This window comes from Cupriavidus gilardii (assembly GCF_013347325.1).
Lineage (GTDB): Bacteria > Pseudomonadota > Gammaproteobacteria > Burkholderiales > Burkholderiaceae > Cupriavidus > Cupriavidus gilardii.
This window is the reverse complement of sequence record NZ_CP054626.1, coordinates 2955156-2976088: the sequence shown is the minus strand read 5'-3', so window position 1 is coordinate 2976088 and position 20933 is coordinate 2955156. Positions and strand designations below refer to the sequence as shown.

Below are 20933 nucleotides of genomic sequence, written 5' to 3'. Positions count from 1 at the left end.
AATGGCGACCTCGCTGGAGAGGTGTCAACGACCACGCCTGTCGACAAGTACGTTGGTGCAATGCGAGTAGTGCAAACTCGCACTGGAAAGGCTCCGCGAACTGCTTTGGAAAATACGTTGCCTGTTGTGATCACCTCGGACGAACCGGTCCTGTCGACCGCCCGGACTAGCGGGATCCCTCACGGACAACGTCCGGAACACGAGCCCGTGGTACAAAGCTGTCGAGAACAGGTGCTCTTCCTCAAGCGTGGGGATCTGATCATGGTCCAGGTGGATAGCCAAGGGGAACGGCGTCGTCTGCATTTGGGCGTGACATTTGACGTGACGCCGCGGGTCGTGGTATCGGAAAGGCCGATTGCAATGCCGTCGCCCTGGGCACAGCCCATCGCTGACGCTGACGCTGTACAGTTGCTGGAGGTCGCGTTGCGGCGCGAATTGACGCGGGCCGAGCAATTCTTCGCCGCGGTCACGATGCCGCAAGCGTGGCAGAGATGTGGCGGCGGCCCCGTGGCCTCGATTTCGAGACCAGGGAAAGAGGACGTCGATCAGTGCAGAACGTTTGCTGCATTGTTCAGCGAGCCGGGCGAGAAGCTTCGGCTTCTCGCCAGCGCAGATCCGGCGTGGGCGTCGATCCTGTCCGATAGGAGCGTGGCGCTGACCGGACTATCTGCTGCTCCGCGTGTCCGATTGTAGGTGGCCGCTTGCTCCGTAGCCCGCGGCCTGTAAAGTCACGATCATTGCGGCCAGCTGCGCAATTAGTCTTTGATCAAAAATCTCTCTGGCCGCTTACCAAGCCAGCCAGGGGCTCGGCCTCGGCCAGACCAGGTCTTTCCTGTCTTCGGATCCCTGTATTTCGCCGGAGCAGCCTTCCTGGTGCCGCCTGCGCCACGCGGACGGCCTCGGCCCCTCCGTGGCGCGAGGTCATCTATCGTGAGGCCATAGTCTTCCATCAAGGCGCGGATCTTCTCGATCACAGCGCCTATCTCACTTTCTCGGGCCTCGTTCAGTCTTTCTTCCAATGCTTGCTTTTCGGCGAGCAGTTCCTTGTACGTTGGCATCTTGGAATTCCTTTGAAGTTTGCGTCTAAGATCGATGCAAATATGCGGTCATACTTTTCGGCCATTGCGATGCTACAAGCTGTCTGGCTTTCGGGCCACTGCGTTGCGTCTAGACCAGCGCTATGGACACGCAACGGCATAGAATATCGCCTTGGCCGAGAGGCGCTCCGTACCGGCCGGAAGACGGACTCTAAATCAACGGGTAACCACATAGTTCAACATGGCAAGCTACTACAAGGGAATGGAGTTCAGGACAAAGCTACTTGCGCGCTGGGCCGCCTTCTTTGATTTAGCGGGATGGACTTGGCACTCCAACCCGGCTCCCGTGGGAGACTGGCAGCCAGATTTCTTTGTCTCGTTCCGGTGCGGTCACTCCGAATGTTCTGAGGAGCACTCGCTACTGGTGTCGGTCCTTCCGTTAGAGAACATCGACAACACCACGCGCCATCCAGCGCTGGAGCACCGGTACCAGGTCGTCGACGGTACCGGTGCATCTCGTGCAGATGCGGGAGCATTGTTTGGCGTGAGCGCTGCGGTGTCGTGGTGGGAGATGGCCCACGGGGCTGGCGCAGGTGTCGACCACGTGTCGAGTTGGGTGCCAGGCTACACGAGCCTCTGGTCCCAAGCGGGTCAGCTGGTGAGGACCTGAGCGGCCCAAGGTAGGAGGGCGCCTGCCTGGGCGGCAGGCGCTAGAGTCGCGCCGCGCGCTACAACTTGGGCCGCTGGCTACCTTTCTCTTCAGGGACCGCGGCGGCAAGCAATCCCGCGCGGTCGATCTTACCTTTGGCGTACCTATATTGCAGGCACTGCCAAGCACCATCCTTGATGACGTCCGTGGCCAGCAACTGGCGGTCGTGCAGAACGTATTCGCCTTTCGCGTTGAGCTGCAGCACGTGGTGGTCAGTGTGAGAGAGCACTAGCCCCATGTAGTCGGCACCATTGAAGGCTTCCGCCCACTTCGGCTCAGCAGGCGGTTCTTCGCCCCGCTCGACTGCCCGCTCGACCATAACCGAAAGAAGCTCCGAACGGGAGGCCACCCGCTCGCGCCACGGTCGCTCCAATGCATTCGTTGCCCAAGACGTATCCCGCTCGGCGTAGGAAAAGAACTGGACTTCGCCCTCGAACTTCCTCGCTACGACAACATGCTGGGCATTGGTTGCTGAGTTGTCATGAACAAGGGCGGCATCCGCATGCTCGACGGCACAAGCCAATAAATCGTGCGCTCGACGGTAGCGGTCCCGAACCGCGTCTGGATCTACGGCGTGGCCACCTAGCGCCACGCGGTTCGCAACGCGGGCCACGTTAATCTCCGGGTCATTGGTAGACACGAAGATAAGAGCGACCTCATAACCCTTCGCCTTCGCTTGGGTCAGCAGTGCAACTTTCTCCGGGGTCGACATGACCGTTTCGAAGGCAAAATCCTTACCGGATTCCAGCGCAGCCAGCCGGCGCTGCTCAGCAATCTCAGCGGCCCTTAGGTTACGCTCGCGATAGTCGAAGATTTCGCCTTCAAGGGACTTGGCGATATCGTCGGCATTGATATATGCCTCCGGGGGAAGTCCATAGTCCTCGACGACCTCGATTATTGCGGTGCTCTTGCCGGACCCGTTTGGGCCGGCGAAGCAGATTACTGTGGATTCGTTCTTATTCTCTGTGTCAGTCATGCAACTCGCAAAGTCTTGCGCCTCGGTTTCGCTGGCGTGGGGCCTTCAACGATCACCGTAGTCGCAGGACGAGTGCTTGGCTTGATCTCCGGATCGCCAGCGGGCGTCAGGCCAGCTGCGCGGGTCCTAGCAACTGCCTTGTTGACACCCTGGCCAACAACGCTCTGGAAGCGTTCGCTCATGATGTACTTGGTCAGTTTAGAAGCCATTTCACATCTCCATGTCGCCCATGGATTCCATTATAGGCCCATCACGCGGGGCACGCTTGGACATCGCCGAAGCGTGTGTCCGGTCCTACATTTTCATCCCTTGCGGGGCTGCTACCACGCGACCGTGACCATGGGCGAGCGCCGAGATTGTGCGCTCCAGGACACAGATGATGCCGCGGTGATAAGCGCTCAGGGGCTTACCGGTCAGCGCAGCATCCAATGCGGCGCCGACAGCCGATGCAGTTTCCCACGGCGACTGCCCGTAGCTGCCAGGCCAACTTAGGTGCTTTGTCTCCCGCCAAAACTGGATGAGCTGGGACTTCGTCGCTCCCCCTCTAATCAGGCCGACAATCCTTCGCTCTTGATCGCCGAACCGGTCATCGATGCAGGCGTCTTTAAAATGCGCCCACCTTTCGAGCGCGACATCTTTGGGAAGAGGCTTGACGTCATAGAACTGGCGCTCCCCTTGCGACGCCGCATCCTTGGTGTAAGCGTTGGCTTGTTTCCCGCCAGGAACGTCTGTGGAACTAGTTGTCATCTTGGCGCCCTGTCACATGCGTGGCTTCGCCGGCTTTGCGGGGAAGGCATGCTGGGAGCCATCCAAGCCACGCCGGAAGCGCGCCAGCGCCGACGTAGTGGACGCAGCAGCCCGCTCGCGCAGCCAGGCGTCTGCCGACCGGGCGAAGCCGAACGTTTGCGTGAGCAGCGCGGATGGAGTCACGCCGCACTGACCATGAGCACCAGCGCGGGCCGTCCTGCTCGGTTCGACGAACAGTTGGTTCCCGATCACGCGGTCGGCGCTCGCCATCCCGCAGGCGAAAGACCCGCTCGGCCAGTTGATCCAGGACGGGTGGGAGTTCTTCGACGATCTGGATTCCGAGACTGCCGTCGCCGTTACGGTGAAGACGCTGAAGAAGACCGGAGCCTTGCCGGGCATCGACAAGTACCCGGCATCGGACATCTGGGCGGCTATCGAAGCCCATCGCAACGGCGGCGGCCAGGAGACGGTTGGCGAAGCCGACATCAAGGGGCCGGAGTGGGATGTGCTGACGGCGGCCAATCCGCCTGCCGACTACCCGCACTTCATGAGCAAGAAGGTCGCCACGCCTCCCGGCTTCGAGAACCGGATTGGCAGGGTGCTGCTGCTGGAGCGGCTGCGCGAGGTCAATGCACTGCTTGGTTTCACCCGCGTGGAAGCGCCCGAGGAAACGAGCGATCCGAACGAGCGTCCGCAGATGGCGGGCCTCGCGCGCCGCAAGCCGGATTGGGTTCCGGCGAATCAGGTTCACGGCGAGGGCATCTTCATCCAGTTCGACGAAGCGGCGTTGCAGACGTGGGAGGCGCAGGCTGGCGTCAAGCGTGTGGATGGGATGCTTGAAGGTGGCCATCGCGGATGGCGCAATTCGCGCCACCTCGACCCGAACGAGGGCTACCCCGGCATCCGCTATGCCATGCTCCACACGCTCTCGCACCTGCTCATCCGCGAACTGGCGCTGGAATGCGGCTACAACGCGGCGAGCATCCGCGAACGAATCTACGCCGACACGTCGGGCGCGAACCCTCAAGCGGGCATCCTCATCTACACGGCGGCAGCCGATTCCGATGGGACGCTGGGCGGCCTCGTCGATCTGGGCAAGCCTGAAAACCTCGGGCGGCTGCTGCGGCAGGCGCTGAACCGGTCGAAGGTCTGTTCGTCCGATCCGCTGTGCTCGGAGCACGATCCGGGCAAAGACCGCTCGCTGCACGCGGCGGCCTGCCATGCGTGCAGCTTGGTCGCCGAGACTTCGTGCGAAAGGGGAAACCGTTACCTCGACCGATCGTTGCTGGTGCAGACCCTCGATCGAGGGGATGCGGCGTTCTTCGCGGGGCTGTGACATGGAAAGGTTGCTGGAAGCCGTCACAGCCGTAGTCTGTCTCGTGTCGCCGGAGAAGGTGCGAGCACTGGCGGGCGCGATTCGGAAGATTGGGGACACGAAGACGAACGTCGCCCTGTCGGATGTCGTCGGCACGGCCACGGCCAAAGCCGTCGTCGAACGACTCGTCGAGGCGTGGCAAGCCACGTCGGTCGGTTCCGGCGAACTGGCCTCGATGCTGCTCGCCGCCAGCCATGCGTTCGAGAACGTGTCGAAGCACCAGTCCGCCGAACTCGTGTGGACGGGGCCGACGACGCCCTTCGTTTCCGCCCGGCGCACCGAGCAGGCGCTGCTGCAAGTCATCGGCGCGGCCAAGCAGACCTTGTTCGTCACCAGCTTCGTGGCCTACGACGTCTCGACCATCGTGAAGGCATTGAACGGCGCGAGCACGCGCGGCGTGAGCATCTCGATGCTGCTGGAGTCGTCGCAGGATCACGGTGGCAGCATGTCGTTCGACGTGATCGGCAAGATGCGGACGCTGGTTTCCACCGCGAAGCTCTACGCTTGGCGCGAGCGAGCGGCCCAGTTCGCGGACGGGCGGGTTCACGCCAAGGTCGCGGTCGCCGACGGCGACGTGTGTTTCATCACCAGCGCCAACCTGACCGGCCATGCGATGGAGCAGAACATGGAGGCCGGTGTGCTCCTCACGGGCGGGCAAATCCCGAAGTTGCTGCACGATCATTTGCAGGCGTTGGTCGACACGAAGACGGTGTCACCGGTCTGACCCCTCATCTTCGAAACCCATCCGTCACGACCAACGCTGCCTGCCGGGTCAGTCCCAGGCGATTTCACAGCCGAGATATTCCCGAAGCACGATCCTCACGGTCAACCCGTTGGCTTGGCTGGTGCGATAGCGATAGTTGCCTTCTTGTACGGCCAACCATCCCTCGGAGAAAGTATCAGTGCCGGCCACAAGCAGCCTCTGCATCGCACGGCTCCCGACTTCCGGCCAGGCATCGAGCGCATCGTCATCGCGTTCGAAGGTGGCGCGCTCTTTTTCCGTCATGAGCGGAAGCGGCTTGAACCCGAGATGTGATGGCTCCTGGAGTTGTGGCTCGTTGAGCTCAAATGCAGCATGACAACGAGCCAACTTGAGCACGACGCGACTTACGCGATCGTTTTCGGCTGTCCAGACCGGGCCTTCCGCGCCATCCGTTCGTGCCCGTTGCAATCGGGCCAAGAGCGAAGAATTCGCCCGCAAGATGCGAGCGACCTTGGACCTGCGCAGCTTTTCGGGCGCGGTGTCCCCGGCGATGACGCATTCGAGCAGGCAGGCCAGATACTCTTCGTCCAGCGAAAGGCCGTTGTTGCATTGGCGGCACGCTGATGTCGCCATGAGGTTCTCCGGATACGGCTCGTCCAAGAGAACTTTCGACGGGACATGATCGACGGTTTCGCTTGGCCCGCCGCAATGCACGCAGAACCCTTTGTTTCTGTCATCACCGTAGCATCGCAACTGCTGCAACTGACCTGCCTCCAAGCCTGTAGGTACGAATCGCACCGCATGCTTTGGGCGACCCTGCTGATTCTCAGATGGTAGAGCAATCGACGAAAGCACACCGCGAAATTAGCGAAATCAGCGAAATTAGTGCCGTGACAAGCACTTGCGATTGATTAGCCTCGGCGAAATCAGCGAAAAATCCCCCGTCCGCCGCTACGCCGTCGGCAGCCGATACACCCGCAGCGGCGCGCCTGGCGCACCGTCGCTGCGCCCGACCCACTGCACGCTGATCTTCGGCGGCGTGCAGGCCAGCAGTTGCTTCAGGCTGGAGTCGATCCGCGCCTTGGGCACCTTGCCCCTGAAGCATTCCGCACTGATCTGGCTGCGCGTGGCCTGACCGCGCTCGTGCAGGAAGGCCAGCACGCGGTTCGACAGTTCCAGCACCTGCGCCAGCTTCGCCTCCTCGGCGGCGCTGACGAACACGAAGCGCACGGATGCCGTGGCGTGGCGAATCCATGCCGTCGCCGCGTCGATGTGCTGGGCATCGATGCGGTTTTGCAGATCGGTCAGCGCCATCAGCATCGCCAGCCGTAGCAGCATCGGGGCGCGGCGCTCCAGCAACGCTCCGACTGCTCCGTCGCCGAAATCGTCGTTCAGTTCGCCCCGGTAGAGCTGGGCGTAGCACCATTGCGCCTGCGGCGAGAGCTCCATCCGCAGGTGGTCGCGCTCGTCGTGCCGATTGGCACGAACGAAGGCCAACACCTCGAGCGTCCTCCGCGCCAGATGCTCCACCACCGCCTGCGGCGTCTCCTTCGGGAACGGCAGCATCCGCGTGCGTTCGGCCCAGATCATCAGGAAGCGGTTGGCGAAGCCGTTGGTGAGTTCGCGAGCGCTCATCAGGACCGTCAATTCGCTGGGCGAGATCGCGCCGCTCAAGCAGACGTGCGGGTGGCTGGCGTAAAGTCGATTCGACTTGGTGGCGGGCTTGAGATCGACGCCATCCCAACAATCGCGCAGCGCCGCCGACAGCGTGTTGCCGTCGCGCCGTCCCTGATGCAGCACGTTGGCGAACTCGGATTCGACCACCCACAGCCGCTTGTCCTCGATGGCAGGAACGTCCACGCGGCCTTGCCGGTAGCCGTCGTGCATCAATGCCACCAACCCTTCGCGGCTGGACAGGCCGCCGCGATGAATCTGCGGCGCGAAGCCTTCGTCCATCGCGCGCAGCGCCTGATCGATGCGCAACACCAGCGACACCGCGTCGCCCTTGCGGCCACGGCCCGAGCGCCCGACATGCAAGCAGAACAGCCGCGCGTGGTGGCGGGTGTTGCCGACAGGCAGGTACACGCCGCGCCCGACCGCGCAGGACAGATAGGCCATGAAGTTGGCTGCGATGGCGACTGCATTGGTTTCCGTGCCTTCGCTGCCGGCATGGGCCACGTCGCCGATCAAGCCATACAGGCACGCCGGATCGGCCACGGGCGCATTGCGATGCGCGACCATCGCCGCCTCTCCGCCGTCATCGGCATCGTCCGGTGGTGATGTGGCGTGCGGTCGGTGAATGGCATCGCCGATCCGTCGCATTCACTTTCCGTCCAGCGCCACGGTCTGGATGATGTTCTCGAACTCGGCCAGCACGTCGGGCTGGCGCTGCGACAGGAAACGGAACACCGCCTTGTTGTCGATCAGCTTGCCGAGGTAGCCACGTGCCAGGACCAGGAGTAGCACGTCCTGACCGTAGGATTTTTCGACCAGCTTCAGTTGCCCTTGGATGTTTCCCATCTCGCGCTCCATCTTCACCATCTGTTCCGCCGTGACGCCGGATATCTTCCGGGGCCGCTTCTCGCTGACCAGCAGGTGCGGCGGCGTGGCTGCGAGAAGGGCTTCGGCGTAGGCGACCGTCATGTTGTTGGCAGTGAGCATCAATTCCACGCACTCGACCTGCCGGGTCGGTTTGAGTTTGCGCAGCACCGAACCGAGGTTGGCAGAGAAGTGCTGATCCTTCAGCATCTCGACCGCCTCCGGGCAGATGCCTTCGAGCAGGCTCACCTTCTTGTGGATCTGGCTGATGTCCACGTTCAGCGCCTTGGCCAGACGCTCGGGCGAAACGCCACGCTCGACCGCTCGCCGAAGCATGTGGTGCTCCTGAATGGACGAGATGCGGTTGATCCGGTTGTTGTAGGTGTAGCTTTCGTCGTCGGTAGCGATCAGGCACGGTGCGTCGACGTAGCCGAGCTGCCGCAGCGCCAGCAGGCGCATGTGCCCGTCGAGCAGGATGTGCTGGCCGGTCACCTTGTCCGCCTTGCCCACGCTCAGGGGTTCGATCAGTCCGACCGCTTCCATCGAGGCCATGATCTGCTTGAACTTGCGCGAGGTATTCAAGCCCTCCGGCGTCTTGCGCGACGGCAGAATCCGATCCAGCGCAAGCGTGATCGGTTCTGGGATGAACCCCAGCGGCGGGCGACTCATGCCGCGTGACCTCCAGCCCAGACGCGCTCGGCCAGTTGCTTGGGCAAGGTGTCCAGGCCTTCGGCGCGAAGTAGGTTGGAGAAGTGCTCGTCGGCCAGCAACTGGCGCAGCGCCTCGATCACGAACAGCAGGCGCTGCTGGGTGAATTCGGCCTTCTTGACCATCAGCTTCTGCCGCTCGACCTCGTGCTGGTAGTTGCGCACGAGGCTGCCCATGACGTTGACCTGCTCCTTGCTGGCGACAACCCGCAAATTGGTGTCGCCCGTCAGCAGGGTGCAGGCCTCCTGCTTCGCAAGCGCCAGTGCCAAGTAGTCGTTGTGACTGGGCTTGGGGCCGTTTTTCGCCGGAAGCAGATGGTTGTGCTGGCCTGGCAATTGCTGGGCATACGCTACGAAGTCGCCGCTGACCTCCATGATCTGCAAGCCCAGGTCTTCAAGGCCCGGGCTGCCTGGCTCAATTTCTTCGTAGTACAGCAGGTCGGGGATGCCGAACTGCATCGGAAGCTGAAAGAGCGTATCCATCAACGCTCCTGCTTCCATGTCGATCAAGATGTTGGCATCACTGATGAGCAACCGCATCCGATGACTCCAACTGGCGTTCTTTGTGGAAGCGCATCATCGGGATGCCCAGCAGTTCCGCCGCCTTGCCCTCCGAAATGTATTGTTCGGCCAAGGCGCGGTACACCAACTGATCAAACAGTCGTGGATGCTCTTGCGGCAGCGGATCGCCCGGCTCGTTCTTGCGCCAGCCCTTTGCCGAAAACCGCTTGACCATCGAAAGGTGGGCGGCCTCGGTGATCACGCCACACTGTTTGGCGCGCTGCAGCCATCCGGACATCGATAGGCCAAATTCATGTTTGAGCACATAGAGCTCTTGCCATTCCAGCGCATGGCGTTGCTCCCCGAGCAACTGAAGTACTGCGACACGCGGGGCCAAGAATGCACCAGCGAAACGGTCGCAGGCTTTCTCTTCGTCGATGCCGTCAGCCAGTCGTCCTTCGAGCAGCAGGTGCCCCAGTTCATGCGCAAGGGTGAACCGTTGGCGATCACCGGGCCAGCGCTTGGAGACAGCCACGACCGGATACTCCCGGCCATCTTCGGTTCGCGCCTTGGCCGTCAAGCCAGAGAACCCAGGATTCCCTTCATCGACCACGATGACCAGCAGGCCAAGCCCTTCGAGGGTGTCGGTGAGGTCAGCAATCGGGTTCATGCCCAACAGCCAAGCGTTGCGAACCGTATCCGAGAACCCGTCGATCTCATCCAACGAAGCGACGTGTTCAGGCAGGTTAGCGGGAGGTGCAAACGCCGGGAACGGTAGTTCGGGAAAGGCACCGAGCAACTCCACGCGTTTTTCCACCAACTCGACGACCTTAATCTTCAGCGCATCCTGCGCCGTCTTGCCAAAGGTCGAGAGCTTGCGGAACTCGGGCTGCAGCAGTTCGACTGTATGCGTGCGGAAGAAGTACTCGGTCCGGATGCCGCAGGCACGGGCCAGCTTGAGCAGCTGAGACGATGAGGGGGTCAGAAGACCCTTCTCGTACTTCTGGATGGCGGTGTGAGAAACACCCACCTGTTCACCCAAGGCACCCAGGGTCAGACCTGCCGCCAATCGTGCTTGACGAATGCGATCTGCAATCATGACGCCTCCTTGGGTTTAGTTTAAAACGACCAATATTCTACCAAATTTTTAAACCAAAGAGAATCCCACGCCTCCAAGGCGGCAGCGACGTCACCCGTGGGCGACCACTTCCATGCTGGGACGCATCACGTTGAGAATCAGGAACATCTGGCACGACGCGCTCGACCGATGCGGCGATTGGCATCTTCATTCTCCGCACTTTGTGCGGTTAATCTCTTGCCTTTGCGGCGAATAAGGTGTTTAATCTCCGCATGGACAGCGGAGAAAAACTCTACATCTGGCAGGCCGAAGACTGGCCCAACTGGCGCTACGACCTGTCGGTGCTCACTGGGCCGTTGACCGAGGTCAGCCGCGCCCAGGGCGTGCTGCTGGGCCGTCTGGCCGACGTGGGCATGACGCTGCGCGATCAGGCCAGCCTCGCCGCGCTGACCGAGGACGTGGTCAAGACCAGCGAAATCGAAGGGGAAGTGCTGAACGTCGAATCGGTGCGTTCCTCGATTGCTCGCCGTCTGGGCGTGGACATTGGCGCGGTCGCCCCGGTGGATCGGCACATCGAAGGCGTCGTGGAGATGGTGCTCGACGCTACTTCGCGCGCCGCCTTCCCACTGACCGCCGAGCGCCTGTTCGGCTGGCACGCGGCCCTGTTCCCAACCGGGTACTCGGGCATGAACAGGCTCACCGTGGGGCATTGGCGCGACGATGCGGCCGGGCCGATGCAGGTGGTTTCCGGTCCGGTGGGGCGGCGCAAGGTTCACTTCCAGGCACCGCCCGCCGACGTGCTGCCCACCGAGACGGCGCGGTTTTTGGCATGGGCCAACGAGGAAACGGGCGAGCCCGCACTCATCAAGGCCGGGCTGGCGCATCTGTGGTTCGTGACGCTGCACCCCTTCGACGACGGCAACGGCCGCATCGCCCGCGCCGTGGGCGACCTGTTCCTGGCGCGCGCCGATGGCAGCCCGCAACGCTTCTACAGCCTGTCGGCCCAGATCCAGCGCGAGCGCCGCGACTACTATGACGTGCTGGAGCGCACGCAGAAGGGCACGCTCGACGCCACCGGCTGGCTGTCGTGGTTTCTCGGCACACTCGGGCGCGCGGTCGCCAGCGCGCAGTCCACGCTGGACGCCGTGCTAGTCAAAGCACGCTTCTGGCAACGCTGGGCGGGCCTGTCGTTGAACGAGCGGCAAGTGAAACTGCTCAACCGCCTGCTCGACGGCTTCGAGGGCAAGCTCACGAGCAGCAAGTGGGCCGCCATCGCCAAGTGCTCGCCAGACACCGCGCTGCGCGACATCACGCAGTTGCTGGACCAAGGCGTGTTGAAAAAATCACCGGGCGGCGGGCGCAGCACCGGCTACGAGCTGGCGGACTGAAGTGCATCGACGGACGTGCCCGCATCGCTGCGGCACGGACGCAGGTGGTGCACCTCCCAGCAGAAGACTTCTTCGATACTGAAACGGATGACGCCACCGCTGGTTAGGATGTAGCAAGGAATGCCACGTCGCTGGCGTTCCTGATCCTGTTGAAACCAGTAGACAGGTAGTCCAGTGATGTCGGCCACGGCCTTGCACGAGTAGAAAATCTGGTCACGCCGAGCGGGCCGCTGCTGCATCATCTGCTCGATGGCGTCTTCACGCGCTGTGGGCGAAGATTCGGACAGGGCGCGTCCCGCACTGGATTTCCATGTCACCCGCGCCTTGCGCTCGAAGGCCTCGACTTCCATCAGGAGGTAGCGGACAGACCTGTTGATGTGCCATGCGGGCGGGCCGATGCCTTCCGAGCGCCAGCGTTGCAGCGTCTTGGGCGAGAGGTTCCACCTCGAGCACAGCTGCGTTTCGTTAAGCACAGGATACTTGATGGGCGGTTCATCAGGGCCGGCGGAGCCGGCGCGACGGGCAGTGGCGTCAGCCTTGGGTTTCATCGTGCGCCTCCGTCAGGGCGGCCTCAGCCGCTGCAAGGCTGCCGTACTGCGCGATGAGCGCGAAGGCCTCGTTCAGGTAGTACCGCTTTGACTCCGATGCAGCGGGCGCGGGAGGTTCGACGACCGGCGGGTCGGCGATCAATGGCGGCAGGGCTGCGTCGGCGGGCATTCCCTGACGGCTCGCCTGTTCATAGGCGACAATTTCATCCACCGGATAGCGGATGGCCTTGGAGAGCTTGATGTATGGTGGGCCGACGCCATCGCTGCGCCAGCGTTGAAGGGTCGCGGCGCTGACGTTCCAGCGTAGTGCCAGCTCGGTTTCGGTGAAAGCGGGTTCGGTCAACATGGGCTCCTTTCGTCGTTCGTGCTGGGCATTACGGCGACGAATGCGAAGGAAGCCAAGTTGCAGGCTCGGAAGTGTCCGGCATTGGCGGCGACTGCGAGTGCCAATCGGCCTCTCGAAACTTCCGGCCGTGGGCATACGCGGGGGCGCGAAATCCTTCCCCGGAATCGCGCGAAGGTCGCGCGGTTTCCGACCGGGGACGAAGCCCGCAGAGACCGCGGGTTTCGTTTCTTGTTGAACTACGCCACCAAATACAAAAGGGCGCGGATTTTGATCCGCGCCCTTTTTTGTATGGGCCTGCGGCAAGGTCTGCGGGTCAATGCCGGTCTGAGAGGTGGCTCGGATGGACAAGCAGGCGTTGCATCAGCAGTTCGCGTTGTTTGATACCGAATCGTCGACTACTGCGCAAGATACGAGTGGAGCGACATCCCCTACGGGGCGGTTCAGCAATTTCGTGGTCTACGTTGACGAAAGCGGCGACCATGGCATGCAGACGTTGGACCCTCACTATCCGCTCTTTGTCCTTGCGTTCTGCGTGTTCTACAAAAGGCACTACAGCGAAAAGGTCGTGCCGGCGCTCCACAAATTCAAGTTCAACCACTTCGGCCATGACTCGATCGTGTTGCATGAACACGAAATCCGGAAGGAGAAGGGCGAGTTCAAGTTCATGAGTCGACAGCACAAACAGGCGTTCCTATCCGAACTCACCGGCATCATTGAATCCAGCAATTTCATCCTGATCAGTTGCATCATCGACAAAGCGAAGCTGCGTGGAAGGGGCGAGGACGGTAATCCTTATCACATGGCGCTGGGATTCTGCCTGGAAACGCTTTACGAACTGATGCTCGAGAAGAACCAGGATGGCGCGCTTACCCACGTCATTGTCGAATGCCGGGGTAAAAAGGAAGACAACGAACTGGAGCTCGAATTCCGGCGTATCTGCGACGGGGCAAACCGGTTTGGAAGGACGTTGCCATTCGACATCGTCTTTGCCGACAAGAAGGTCGATTCACCTGGCCTTCAACTGGCGGATCTTGTGGCGCGCCCAATCGGTATGAGTGTGCTTCGCCCGGGACAGGAGAACCGCGCGTTCGAGGTACTCCGGCGCAAGTTTTTCTGCAGCGGAGGCCGCGAGCGGTTGGGCGAGGGCATCGAGAACTGGGGTCTGAAGATTTTCCCACCCCAGGAAAGCGAAAGGCCCCGATGATCTCACCGAGGCCATGACGCCGACCGGGAACTCCCAGTCCACTTGCGCGCAGTATATGCCAATGCGCCAGCGATTTACAACGTAAGCTTGTAACCTTGGCTCCTTGAACGACTTACCGCATTTGCCTGGCTGACGCCGCCGCTACCGGCCGCCCCCCCGCAACTTCCCCGTCCCGGCCGACCGCCTCAATCAACGCCGCCGACACCGCCGACACCAACCCGGCAAACATCACGTAAGCACAGATCTGCCAAGGCTTGCCCTCGCCCGACTTCAGCAGCGCGGTGGCGATGATCGGCGTGATGCCCGATGCGAAGATGCCGGAGAGCTGGTAGACAAAGGAGAGCCGGTATAGCGGGCCTCGGCGTCGAGCAGCTCGCAGAACAGCGCCGCCTCGGGCCCGCAGACCGCGGCGTAGAAGATGCCGAACGGCACGATGATGGCCAGCCACAGCAGCATCACGTTGCCGACGCCGTTGAGCATCAGCCAGAACGCGGGGAAGCCAAGCACGCGGTGATCAGCGATCCCCAGACGTAGACGCGGGTACGCCAGATCCGGTCCGACAGGTGGCCGAAGAACGGGATGAAGAAACACATGACGATGGCCGCGGCCATCACGCCGGCCATCACGCCGGCCAGCGCTTCGGTGCGGCTGAGTCTGTTTCCAGGGGCTGATTTCCACGTCGGCTTATCTCCGATGCCGTCCATGGCACGTCGACTATACTTTTCCCATCGGAGGACAAGCGATGAAAGCCACTGTCAGGAACACGGTCAAGCTGATCCGCAGCGATCCCGAGAGCGACAAGGCGCTGCGCGAGTTCATTGCCACCGGGAAGCTGAACTCCACCAGGACGTTCAAGATCCGGGACGCCGCCAACGGCGTTGAGCGCGAGGTCAAGCTGAAGCTGATTCCCGCCCAGGGCTGACCTTGAACATCGCGCTGCCCGCGATCCTGCTGTTTTTCCTGGTCACGCCGGGCTTTCTTTACCACCACTACAGCCAGGCCAGAGAGGCGCGCGAAGCCGACATGACGCCCTTCGGGGCGACGGCGATCAAGTCCATCGTGCTGGCGCTGATCGTGGATGCCGCGGTCGGGCTCGCCGCCACCGAATATTTCGGCTACCAGCTTTATCTCGGCGACGCCTTGCGCATGCTGTCAGGCGGTACCGCGGCGGCCAGCGTCCCGCCGCACCGCTATGAATGGCTGAACGAACACCCTTGGCCGGTGTTCGGTTTCTTTGCGGGGACGTTTGGCCTCGCCTTCGCGCTGGCCATGCTGCGCCGCTGGCTGGTCAGCCGATTTCACCTGGACCATCCGAACAGCTGGGCGAGCGGCTTTTTCCGGCAGCAGGCGCCCTGGTATTACCTCTTCAGCGGCATCGATTCGGGCATCAGCGACGGCGCGATGGTGGTCGTCAGCGCCGTGGTGCCGATGAAGGACCAGTCGTATCTCTACACCGGCCTGCTGGAGGATTTCGAGTTCAAGAGCGATGGGGAACTCGAGCGGATCATCCTGTCGGCCGCGTCCCGGCGCAAATTGACCGACGACCGTGGACGCGGCCTGGAGGAGCACGGGCGCTTCTACCCGATCGAGGGCAATCGGCTGGTGATCCGCTCGAGCGAGTGGACGACCTTGAACGTCAAGTTCCTGGTCGAAGAAAAGGCCGAAGCCTCAGCTCCGGCCCTGGCCGACGGTTGACGTTTAACGCATCGGCCTGGCAGGCGCCGCGGCTACCCCTGACGCCTCGCGTACCTCACCGGTCCCCGACGACCGCCCGATCAACGCCGCCGACACTGCCGACACCAGCCCGGCGAACATCACGTACGCACAGATCTGCCAAGGCTTGCCCTCGCCCGACTTCAGCAGCGCGGTGGCGATGATCGGCGTGATGCCCGACGCGAAGATGCCGGAGAACTGGTAGACGAACGAGATGCCGGTATAGCGGACCTTGGCGTCGAACAGCTCGCAGAACAGCGCCGCCTCGGGACCGTAGACCGCGGCGTAGAAGATGCCGAACGGCACGATGATGGCCAGCCACAGCAGCATCACGTTGCCGCCGCCGTTGAGCATCAGCCAGAACGCGGGGAAGGCCGAGCACGCGGTGATCAGCGATCCCCAGAAGTAGACGCGGGTGCGGCCGATCCGGTCCGACAGATGGCCGAAGAACGGGATGAAGAAACACATGACGATGGCGGCGGCCATCACGCCGGTCAGCGCCTCGGTGCGGCTGATCTTCACCGTCTGGGTCAAATAGCTGATCGAAAACACGCCGAAGACATTGAAGAACACGCCGTCGATATAGCGCGCGCCCATGCCCTTAAGGATATTGCCGGGGTAGCGCCGCATCATGTCGACGAAGGGAATGCGGGTCTCGGCGTTGCGCTGCTTGACCGCGGTGAACTCGGGCGTCTCCTTGATCGACAGCCGGATATACATGCCGACGAAGACCATGCCGGCGGAGATCAGGAAGGCCACGCGCCAGCCCCAGCTCCGGAACTGCGCGTCGGTCAGCGTCAGCGACAGCAGTGCCACCACGCCCGAGGCCAGGCACAGGCCGATCGACAGCCCGATCTGCGGCAGCGAGGCATAGAAGCCCTTGCGGCCCGGCGGCGCGTATTCGTAGGCCATCAGCACCGCCCCGCCCCATTCGCCGCCCAGGCCGATGCCCTGCAGCACGCGCAGCAACAGCAGCAGGATCGGCGCCCACAGCCCGATGCTGTCGTAGGTCGGCACCAGGCCGATCAGGAAGGTTGAGATGCCCATGATCATCAGCGTGATCACCAGCATGCTCTTGCGGCCGACGCGATCGCCGAAGTGGCCGAAGATGACGCCGCCGAGCGGCCGCGTGACGAAGCCCACCGCGAAGGTGGTGTAGGCCAGCATGGTGGCGACCACCGGATCGCCGGCCGGGAAATACAGCTTGTTGAACACGATGCCGGCGACGACGCCGTACAGGAAGAAGTCGTACCACTCGATGGTGGCGCCGATCACTGCGGCCATCGCGACCTTGCGTACCGCCTGCTCGTTGGGGCTTGCCATGCTTGTCTCCTTTGGGTGGACGGCGCCCTTGGTCGAATGAGTATGCGGGCGCTCGCGCTGCTGGGGCTCGGCCTTCGGTTGCGCAGCGAACCGAGCCCGGGTTCGCTGCGATATGCGTGGGCGGCGCGATGGCGGGCCGGGGTCAGACCGGCTCGGTGATGCGGCGCTCGGGTTGGCGTTCGGTCCCGGCCTCAGCCTGGCGCTCGGTATCGCGTTCGGCTTGATGCTCCGGCACGCGTTCGACCCGGGCGGAACCGGCCGCCGTCGCGCCGACGATCTCGCTGACGGTCTCGGCCCGCGCATCCTCCCGAATGAAGTCCGCCGCGCGCTCGGCCATCATCACCACCGGCACATTGGTGTTGCCCGACACCAGCGTCGGCATCACCGAGCAATCGACCACGCGCAGCCCCGCAACGCCAGGCACGCGCAGCCGCTCGTCGACCACCGCGAGCGGATCGCTGGCCGGGCCCATCCTGGCGGTGCCCGACGGATGGAAGATGGTGGCGCCGTACTCGCGGCAGAAATGCAGGATCTCGTCGTCCGACTGCACCGCGTCGCCGGGCCGGAACTCGGCCTGCATCAGCGAGCGCATCGGCTCGGTCTGTGCCACGCGGCGGGCGAAGCGGACCGAGGCGATCGCGCTGCGCCGGTCCAGCTCGGCCGACAGATAGTTGGGCTGCATCGACGGCGGCGTGAACGGATCGGTCGAGCGGATCCGCACGGTGCCGCGCGATTCGGGCCGCAGCTGGCAGACCGAATAGGTGCAGCCCGAGAACGGATGGACCTGGCCCCCCGCCATGTCGGCCGACAGCGTCGCGAAGTGGAATTGCGTGTCTGGCGTCGCGCTTTCCTGCGGCAGCACCCGGCAGAACATCGCGCCCTGGTTGATGCCGATCGCCAGCGGCCCTTGCCGCCACAACAACCATTCGAGCCCCATGCGGGCCTTGCCGAACAGCGAGCGCAACTGGTCGTTGGTGGTGATCGGCCGCGCCACCTGGTAGATCAGCCGGATTTGCAGATGGTCCTGCAGGTTTTCGCCGACGCCGGGCAGCGCGTGCACCACCGGCACGCCGAACTCGCGCAGCAGGGCCGATGGGCCGATGCCGGACAGCTGCAGCAGCTGCGGCGACTGCAGCGCGCCCGCGCACAGCAACACTTCGCGGCACGCGCGCAGCACGTGCTGGCGGCCGTTCTGCATATAGCGCACGCCGACCGCGCGCCGCCCTTCGAACAGGATCGCGGTCGTATGCGCGCCGGTCTCGATGCGCAGGTTGGGGCGCGACTGCGCCGGCCGCAGATAGGCCACCGCGGTCGAGCAGCGCCAGCCCTTGCGCGTGGTCAGCTGGTAGTAGCCGACGCCTTCCTGGTCGCCGGTATTGAAATCGGCCTTGTGCGGCAGGCCGAGCGACTGGCCGGCTTCGATGAAGGCATCGACCAGCGGATGGCGCCGATCGATCGAGGTCGCGTTCAGCGGCCCATCGGTGCCACGCGTCGGGCCGGGGCCGAGGTCGTTGTTCTCGAGCTTGCGGAAGTAGGGCAGGCAGTCGTCCCAGCTCCAGCCGCGATTGCCTAGCGCGGCCCAGTGGTCGTAGTCCTCGCGTTGCCCGCGCACGTAGATCAGGCCGTTGATCGCGCTGCTGCCGCCGAGCGTGCGGCCGCGCGGCCAGTAGATGCGCCGGTTCAGCATGTTCGGGTCGGGGTCGGTATGGAAGCCCCAGTTGACCTCCTTGTGGAACATCGTCTTGCCGTAGCCGATCGGGATATGGATCCACGGGTAGCGGTCCGGCGGTCCGGCCTCGAGCAGGCACACCGCGTGGCGGCCATCCTCGCTGAGCCGGTTGGCCAGCACACAGCCGGCCGAGCCGGCGCCCACCACGATGTAGTCAACGGTTTGCGACATCGTCGCTGTCTCCTGGTCGGGTGTTGCGGGCAGGGTTTGTCCGAAGCGGATTGGCGCCGGGGCCTGCGAGCAACGTTCTTATAATGGAACGAATTGTCCCGATTTTATTTGCCGACCCGAAAATGAAAAGGCAATACGCGTGGAGGCGCGGAAAGTGAAACAGAACGTGCAAATTCCGTTTCAGAATCGCAGTGCAGCAGATAGCGCGTCGGACCCCCGGGCGGCCGAGGAGGACGCGCGCAGCCTGCGGGTGCTGATGGTGCTCGATGCGCTCGCGCGCGCCCAGCATCCGCAGACCTTGGCACAACTGTCGCAGCGCCTGCACGTGCCCAAGACCACGCTGATGCGCTTGCTGGCGGCGATGGAGCACGCCGGCTTCGTGCTGCAGATGCCGGCCGAGCGCGGCTTCGTGCCGGGACCGCGGGCCGCGGGGCTGGCGCTGCAGACCTTGCGCAGCCCGCCGGTGCTGCGCGAATGCCGCGCGATCCTGGGCCGGCTGGTGGCGGCGTTGGGGGAGACCTGCAATCTGACCGCGCTGGACGGCGATCGCGTGCTCTATGTCGAACGCGTCGAAACGCACGAGCCGCTGCGGCTGCAGCTGTCGCCGGGCATCCATGTGCCGCTGCACTGCACCGCCAGCGGCAAGCTGTTCCTGTCGGCGATGAGCCGGCTGGAGCGGCAGCAGACGCTGCAGCGGCTGGTGCTGACGCGCAATACGCCGCGCACGCTGGCCGACCTGTCGTTGCTGGAGGCCGAGCTCGACCGGCTCGGCGCCCGCGGCATGGGCGTCGACAACGAGGAATTCGTGCGCGGCATGACGGCGGTGGCGGTGCCGGTGCGCGAGTTGGGATCGGAGGCGAACGGCACGGCGCGCCGCCAGCGCGCGCCCGGTGCTGGCGGCGATCGCCTGCCATGCGCCGACCGCGCGCGTACCGCTGGAAGGGCTGCTGCGGGCGGTGCCGGTGCTGCAGGAGGCGGCGCAGCAGATGGCGCGGGTATTACGGACTGAATGACCAGCGCGCCGAGACCAGCGAACCGCTACACACCCCCCTGCCGCGGCACCCACACCGTGAAGGTCGTCCCTGCCCCCTCGCGCGACACCACCTCGATATCGCCGCCATGCAGCATCGCCAGCTCGCGCGCGATATGCAGGCCCAGCCCGAGCCCCTCCGATTCCGTCGCGGAGCGCCCCGAGCGGAAGGCGTCGAACAGATGCGGCAGAAGATCGGGCGGGATCGTCCCGCCGTTGCTGACCGCGACCGTCACGCGTGCATCGCCGCCCTCGATGCGCACGCGCACCGGCACCGCGGCGTCGCCATGCTGCAGCGCGTTGCCGATCAGATTGGCCAGCACCTGCGACAGCAGCCCGGGGTCGACCGTGGCGACCGTATCGCCGAAGCGTTCCAGCAGCAGCCGGCCCTTGCCGTGCCGGCTCTCGTGTTCGTCGACGATCGCCGCGCACAGCGCATGCAGGTCCTCGCGCTGCAGCGAGGGCTGCATGCGGCCGCCGTGCAGCCGCGCGACATCGAGCAGCTGATCGACCATGCGCACCATGCGCGTGCCGCTGCGGCGGATGCGCTCGACCGCCGGCGCGGTCTTCTCATCGTGGCAGAAGCGCTCGAGGAAGGAGGTCGAGGCCAGGATCGCCGACAGCGGCGTGCGCAGGTCGTGCGCCAGCACCGCCATCAGCATCTCGTTGGCCTTCAGCAGCCGCTGCGTGGTGGCGAGCTGCTCGGCCAGCTGCTGCTTCTGCCGCGCCAGCTGCACGAACACGTCGACCTTGGCGGCCAGGATGTTGGCGTCGAGCGGCTTGTAGAGGAAGTCGACCGCCCCGGTCGCATAGCCCTTGAAGGTGCGCTGGCTGTCGTAGCCGGCCGCGGTCAGGAACAGGATCGGGATATGGTTGGTCCGGGTGCTGCCGCGCATCAGCTCCGCCAGCTCGAAGCCGTCCATGCCCGGCATGTGCACGTCGAGGATGGCCAGGCCGAACTCGTGCTCCAGCAGCAGGTCCAGCGCCTGCGGGCCCGAGTTGGCATGCACCAGTTCGACATCGGGCCGGGCCAGCACGGCATCCAGCGCGGTCAGATTGCTGGCGATGTCGTCGACGGTCAGGATCTTGATGGGATCGGACATGGCAGGG

20 protein-coding genes and 3 pseudogenes are annotated in these 20933 nt (G+C 63.7%); 8 read left to right on the top strand and 15 right to left on the bottom strand.

Annotation, left to right across the window (positions count from 1 at the left end; all coding sequences use genetic code 11):
- Window positions 1-231: 231 nt before the first annotated feature.
- Window positions 232-693: a hypothetical protein gene (locus FOB47_RS23620; RefSeq protein WP_174782234.1), complete on the top strand. Its 462-nt coding sequence runs from the start codon at window positions 232-234 to the stop codon at window positions 691-693.
- Window positions 694-755: 62 nt separating this feature from the next.
- Here the strand turns inward: FOB47_RS23620 and FOB47_RS23615 are convergent, their stop codons facing one another.
- The 4 genes from FOB47_RS23615 to FOB47_RS23600 form a co-directional block, all read right to left on the bottom strand.
- Window positions 756-1058 (bottom strand): H-NS histone family protein, encoded by a 303-nt coding sequence (locus FOB47_RS23615; protein WP_174782233.1) that lies wholly within the window; start codon window positions 1056-1058, stop codon window positions 756-758.
- Between the two features lie 707 nt (window positions 1059-1765).
- Entirely contained in the window at window positions 1766-2722 is a 957-nt protein-coding gene (locus FOB47_RS23610) for an ATPase (protein ID WP_174782232.1), read from the bottom strand.
- Window positions 2719-2931 (bottom strand): hypothetical protein, encoded by a 213-nt coding sequence (locus tag FOB47_RS23605; RefSeq protein ID WP_174782231.1) that lies wholly within the window; start codon window positions 2929-2931, stop codon window positions 2719-2721. The genes FOB47_RS23610 and FOB47_RS23605 overlap by 4 nt, the downstream gene beginning before the upstream one ends.
- An 85-nt stretch (window positions 2932-3016) precedes the next feature.
- Window positions 3017-3469, bottom strand: a complete 453-nt coding sequence (locus FOB47_RS23600; protein ID WP_174782230.1) for a hypothetical protein — start codon at window positions 3467-3469, stop codon at window positions 3017-3019.
- Between the two features lie 217 nt (window positions 3470-3686).
- On the opposite strand from FOB47_RS23600, the gene FOB47_RS23595 reads away from it, so the two are divergent.
- Together FOB47_RS23595 and drmC are read left to right on the top strand one after the other, a co-directional pair.
- A complete protein-coding gene (locus FOB47_RS23595; protein WP_338031318.1) occupies window positions 3687-4805 on the top strand; it encodes a DrmB family protein in 1119 nt (372 codons plus the stop codon).
- Window position 4806: 1 nt separating this feature from the next.
- On the top strand, window positions 4807-5568 hold the full coding sequence (gene drmC, locus FOB47_RS23590; RefSeq protein WP_174782229.1) for a DISARM system phospholipase D-like protein DrmC: 762 nt from the start codon (window positions 4807-4809) through the stop codon (window positions 5566-5568).
- 48 nt (window positions 5569-5616) lie between these two features.
- Here drmC and FOB47_RS23585 read toward each other — a convergent pair whose 3' ends face one another.
- The 5 genes and pseudogenes from FOB47_RS23585 to FOB47_RS23565 form a co-directional block, all read right to left on the bottom strand.
- Window positions 5617-6309, bottom strand: a complete 693-nt coding sequence (locus tag FOB47_RS23585) for a hypothetical protein (protein ID WP_174782228.1) — start codon at window positions 6307-6309, stop codon at window positions 5617-5619.
- Window positions 6310-6498: 189 nt separating this feature from the next.
- Window positions 6499-7869, bottom strand: coding sequence for a YfjI family protein (locus FOB47_RS23580; protein WP_244959374.1), 1371 nt, complete (start codon window positions 7867-7869; stop codon window positions 6499-6501).
- Window positions 7870-8754: a plasmid partitioning protein RepB C-terminal domain-containing protein gene (locus FOB47_RS23575; protein ID WP_174782227.1), complete on the bottom strand. Its 885-nt coding sequence runs from the start codon at window positions 8752-8754 to the stop codon at window positions 7870-7872.
- Window positions 8751-8963 (bottom strand): annotated as a pseudogene (locus tag FOB47_RS26050) (chromosome partitioning protein ParB); the annotation flags it as partial. The pseudogene FOB47_RS26050 and the gene FOB47_RS23575, both read right to left, overlap by 4 nt.
- A gap of 349 nt (window positions 8964-9312) precedes the next feature.
- Window positions 9313-10392, bottom strand: coding sequence for a helix-turn-helix domain-containing protein (locus FOB47_RS23565; protein ID WP_087778994.1), 1080 nt, complete (start codon window positions 10390-10392; stop codon window positions 9313-9315).
- A gap of 251 nt (window positions 10393-10643) precedes the next feature.
- On the opposite strand from FOB47_RS23565, the gene FOB47_RS23560 reads away from it, so the two are divergent.
- Entirely contained in the window at window positions 10644-11759 is a 1116-nt protein-coding gene (locus FOB47_RS23560; RefSeq protein WP_174782225.1) for a Fic family protein, read from the top strand.
- Here the strand turns inward: FOB47_RS23560 and FOB47_RS26045 are convergent.
- Window positions 11741-12307: a helix-turn-helix domain-containing protein gene (locus FOB47_RS26045; protein WP_198951288.1), complete on the bottom strand. Its 567-nt coding sequence runs from the start codon at window positions 12305-12307 to the stop codon at window positions 11741-11743. The two genes, FOB47_RS23560 and FOB47_RS26045, sit on opposite strands and share 19 nt — an antisense overlap.
- Window positions 12291-12653, bottom strand: a complete 363-nt coding sequence (locus FOB47_RS23550) for a helix-turn-helix transcriptional regulator (RefSeq protein WP_087778990.1) — start codon at window positions 12651-12653, stop codon at window positions 12291-12293. Before FOB47_RS23550 ends, FOB47_RS26045 begins: the two co-directional genes overlap by 17 nt.
- Before the next feature lie 340 nt (window positions 12654-12993).
- Between FOB47_RS23550 and FOB47_RS23545 the strand changes: the two genes are divergently transcribed.
- The gene (locus tag FOB47_RS23545) at window positions 12994-13857 is read left to right on the top strand and encodes a DUF3800 domain-containing protein (protein WP_174782224.1); all 864 of its coding nucleotides are present in this window, start codon (window positions 12994-12996) and stop codon (window positions 13855-13857) included.
- A 112-nt stretch (window positions 13858-13969) separates the two neighbouring features.
- Here the strand turns inward: FOB47_RS23545 and FOB47_RS23540 are convergent.
- Window positions 13970-14513, bottom strand: a pseudogene (locus tag FOB47_RS23540) (MFS transporter); the annotation flags it as partial.
- An 86-nt stretch (window positions 14514-14599) separates the two neighbouring features.
- Here FOB47_RS23540 and FOB47_RS23535 point away from each other — a divergent pair.
- Together FOB47_RS23535 and FOB47_RS23530 are read left to right on the top strand one after the other, a co-directional pair.
- Window positions 14600-14779, top strand: coding sequence for a hypothetical protein (locus FOB47_RS23535; RefSeq protein WP_053822719.1), 180 nt, complete (start codon window positions 14600-14602; stop codon window positions 14777-14779).
- A 2-nt stretch (window positions 14780-14781) separates the two neighbouring features.
- Window positions 14782-15552, top strand: a complete 771-nt coding sequence (locus tag FOB47_RS23530; protein WP_174782223.1) for a DUF6338 family protein — start codon at window positions 14782-14784, stop codon at window positions 15550-15552.
- A 3-nt stretch (window positions 15553-15555) separates the two neighbouring features.
- Here FOB47_RS23530 and FOB47_RS23525 read toward each other — a convergent pair whose 3' ends face one another.
- Window positions 15556-16893, bottom strand: a complete 1338-nt coding sequence (locus FOB47_RS23525; RefSeq protein WP_174782222.1) for an MFS transporter — start codon at window positions 16891-16893, stop codon at window positions 15556-15558.
- A gap of 142 nt (window positions 16894-17035) precedes the next feature.
- The gene (locus tag FOB47_RS23520) at window positions 17036-18793 is read right to left on the bottom strand and encodes a GMC family oxidoreductase (RefSeq protein ID WP_174782221.1); all 1758 of its coding nucleotides are present in this window, start codon (window positions 18791-18793) and stop codon (window positions 17036-17038) included.
- 154 nt (window positions 18794-18947) lie between these two features.
- On the opposite strand from FOB47_RS23520, the pseudogene FOB47_RS23515 reads away from it, so the two are divergent.
- A pseudogene (locus tag FOB47_RS23515) lies at window positions 18948-19806 on the top strand (IclR family transcriptional regulator).
- Between the two features lie 25 nt (window positions 19807-19831).
- On the opposite strand, the gene FOB47_RS23510 reads toward FOB47_RS23515, so the two are convergent.
- Window positions 19832-20926 (bottom strand): hybrid sensor histidine kinase/response regulator, encoded by a 1095-nt coding sequence (locus FOB47_RS23510; RefSeq protein WP_174782220.1) that lies wholly within the window; start codon window positions 20924-20926, stop codon window positions 19832-19834.
- Window positions 20927-20933: the final 7 nt, after the last annotated feature.

What these genes read in the sequence shown, in the direction of transcription:
- FOB47_RS26045 (WP_198951288.1), bottom strand. Translation starts at nt 12,307, where the DNA reads ATGAAACCCAAGGCTGACGCCACTGCCCGTCGCGCCGGCTCCGCCGGC.
- FOB47_RS23550 (WP_087778990.1), bottom strand. Translation starts at nt 12,653, where the DNA reads ATGTTGACCGAACCCGCTTTCACCGAAACCGAGCTGGCACTACGCTGG.
- drmC (WP_174782229.1), top strand. Translation starts at nt 4,807, where the DNA reads ATGGAAAGGTTGCTGGAAGCCGTCACAGCCGTAGTCTGTCTCGTGTCG.
- FOB47_RS23560 (WP_174782225.1), top strand. Translation starts at nt 10,644, where the DNA reads ATGGACAGCGGAGAAAAACTCTACATCTGGCAGGCCGAAGACTGGCCC.
- FOB47_RS23605 (WP_174782231.1), bottom strand. Translation starts at nt 2,931, where the DNA reads ATGGCTTCTAAACTGACCAAGTACATCATGAGCGAACGCTTCCAGAGC.
- FOB47_RS23545 (WP_174782224.1), top strand. Translation starts at nt 12,994, where the DNA reads ATGGACAAGCAGGCGTTGCATCAGCAGTTCGCGTTGTTTGATACCGAA.
- FOB47_RS23535 (WP_053822719.1), top strand. Translation starts at nt 14,600, where the DNA reads ATGAAAGCCACTGTCAGGAACACGGTCAAGCTGATCCGCAGCGATCCC.
- FOB47_RS23575 (WP_174782227.1), bottom strand. Translation starts at nt 8,754, where the DNA reads ATGAGTCGCCCGCCGCTGGGGTTCATCCCAGAACCGATCACGCTTGCG.
- FOB47_RS23565 (WP_087778994.1), bottom strand. Translation starts at nt 10,392, where the DNA reads ATGATTGCAGATCGCATTCGTCAAGCACGATTGGCGGCAGGTCTGACC.
- FOB47_RS23525 (WP_174782222.1), bottom strand. Translation starts at nt 16,893, where the DNA reads ATGGCAAGCCCCAACGAGCAGGCGGTACGCAAGGTCGCGATGGCCGCA.
- FOB47_RS23615 (WP_174782233.1), bottom strand. Translation starts at nt 1,058, where the DNA reads ATGCCAACGTACAAGGAACTGCTCGCCGAAAAGCAAGCATTGGAAGAA.
- FOB47_RS23520 (WP_174782221.1), bottom strand. Translation starts at nt 18,793, where the DNA reads ATGTCGCAAACCGTTGACTACATCGTGGTGGGCGCCGGCTCGGCCGGC.
- FOB47_RS23580 (WP_244959374.1), bottom strand. Translation starts at nt 7,869, where the DNA reads ATGCGACGGATCGGCGATGCCATTCACCGACCGCACGCCACATCACCA.
- FOB47_RS23510 (WP_174782220.1), bottom strand. Translation starts at nt 20,926, where the DNA reads ATGTCCGATCCCATCAAGATCCTGACCGTCGACGACATCGCCAGCAAT.
- FOB47_RS23610 (WP_174782232.1), bottom strand. Translation starts at nt 2,722, where the DNA reads ATGACTGACACAGAGAATAAGAACGAATCCACAGTAATCTGCTTCGCC.
- FOB47_RS23600 (WP_174782230.1), bottom strand. Translation starts at nt 3,469, where the DNA reads ATGACAACTAGTTCCACAGACGTTCCTGGCGGGAAACAAGCCAACGCT.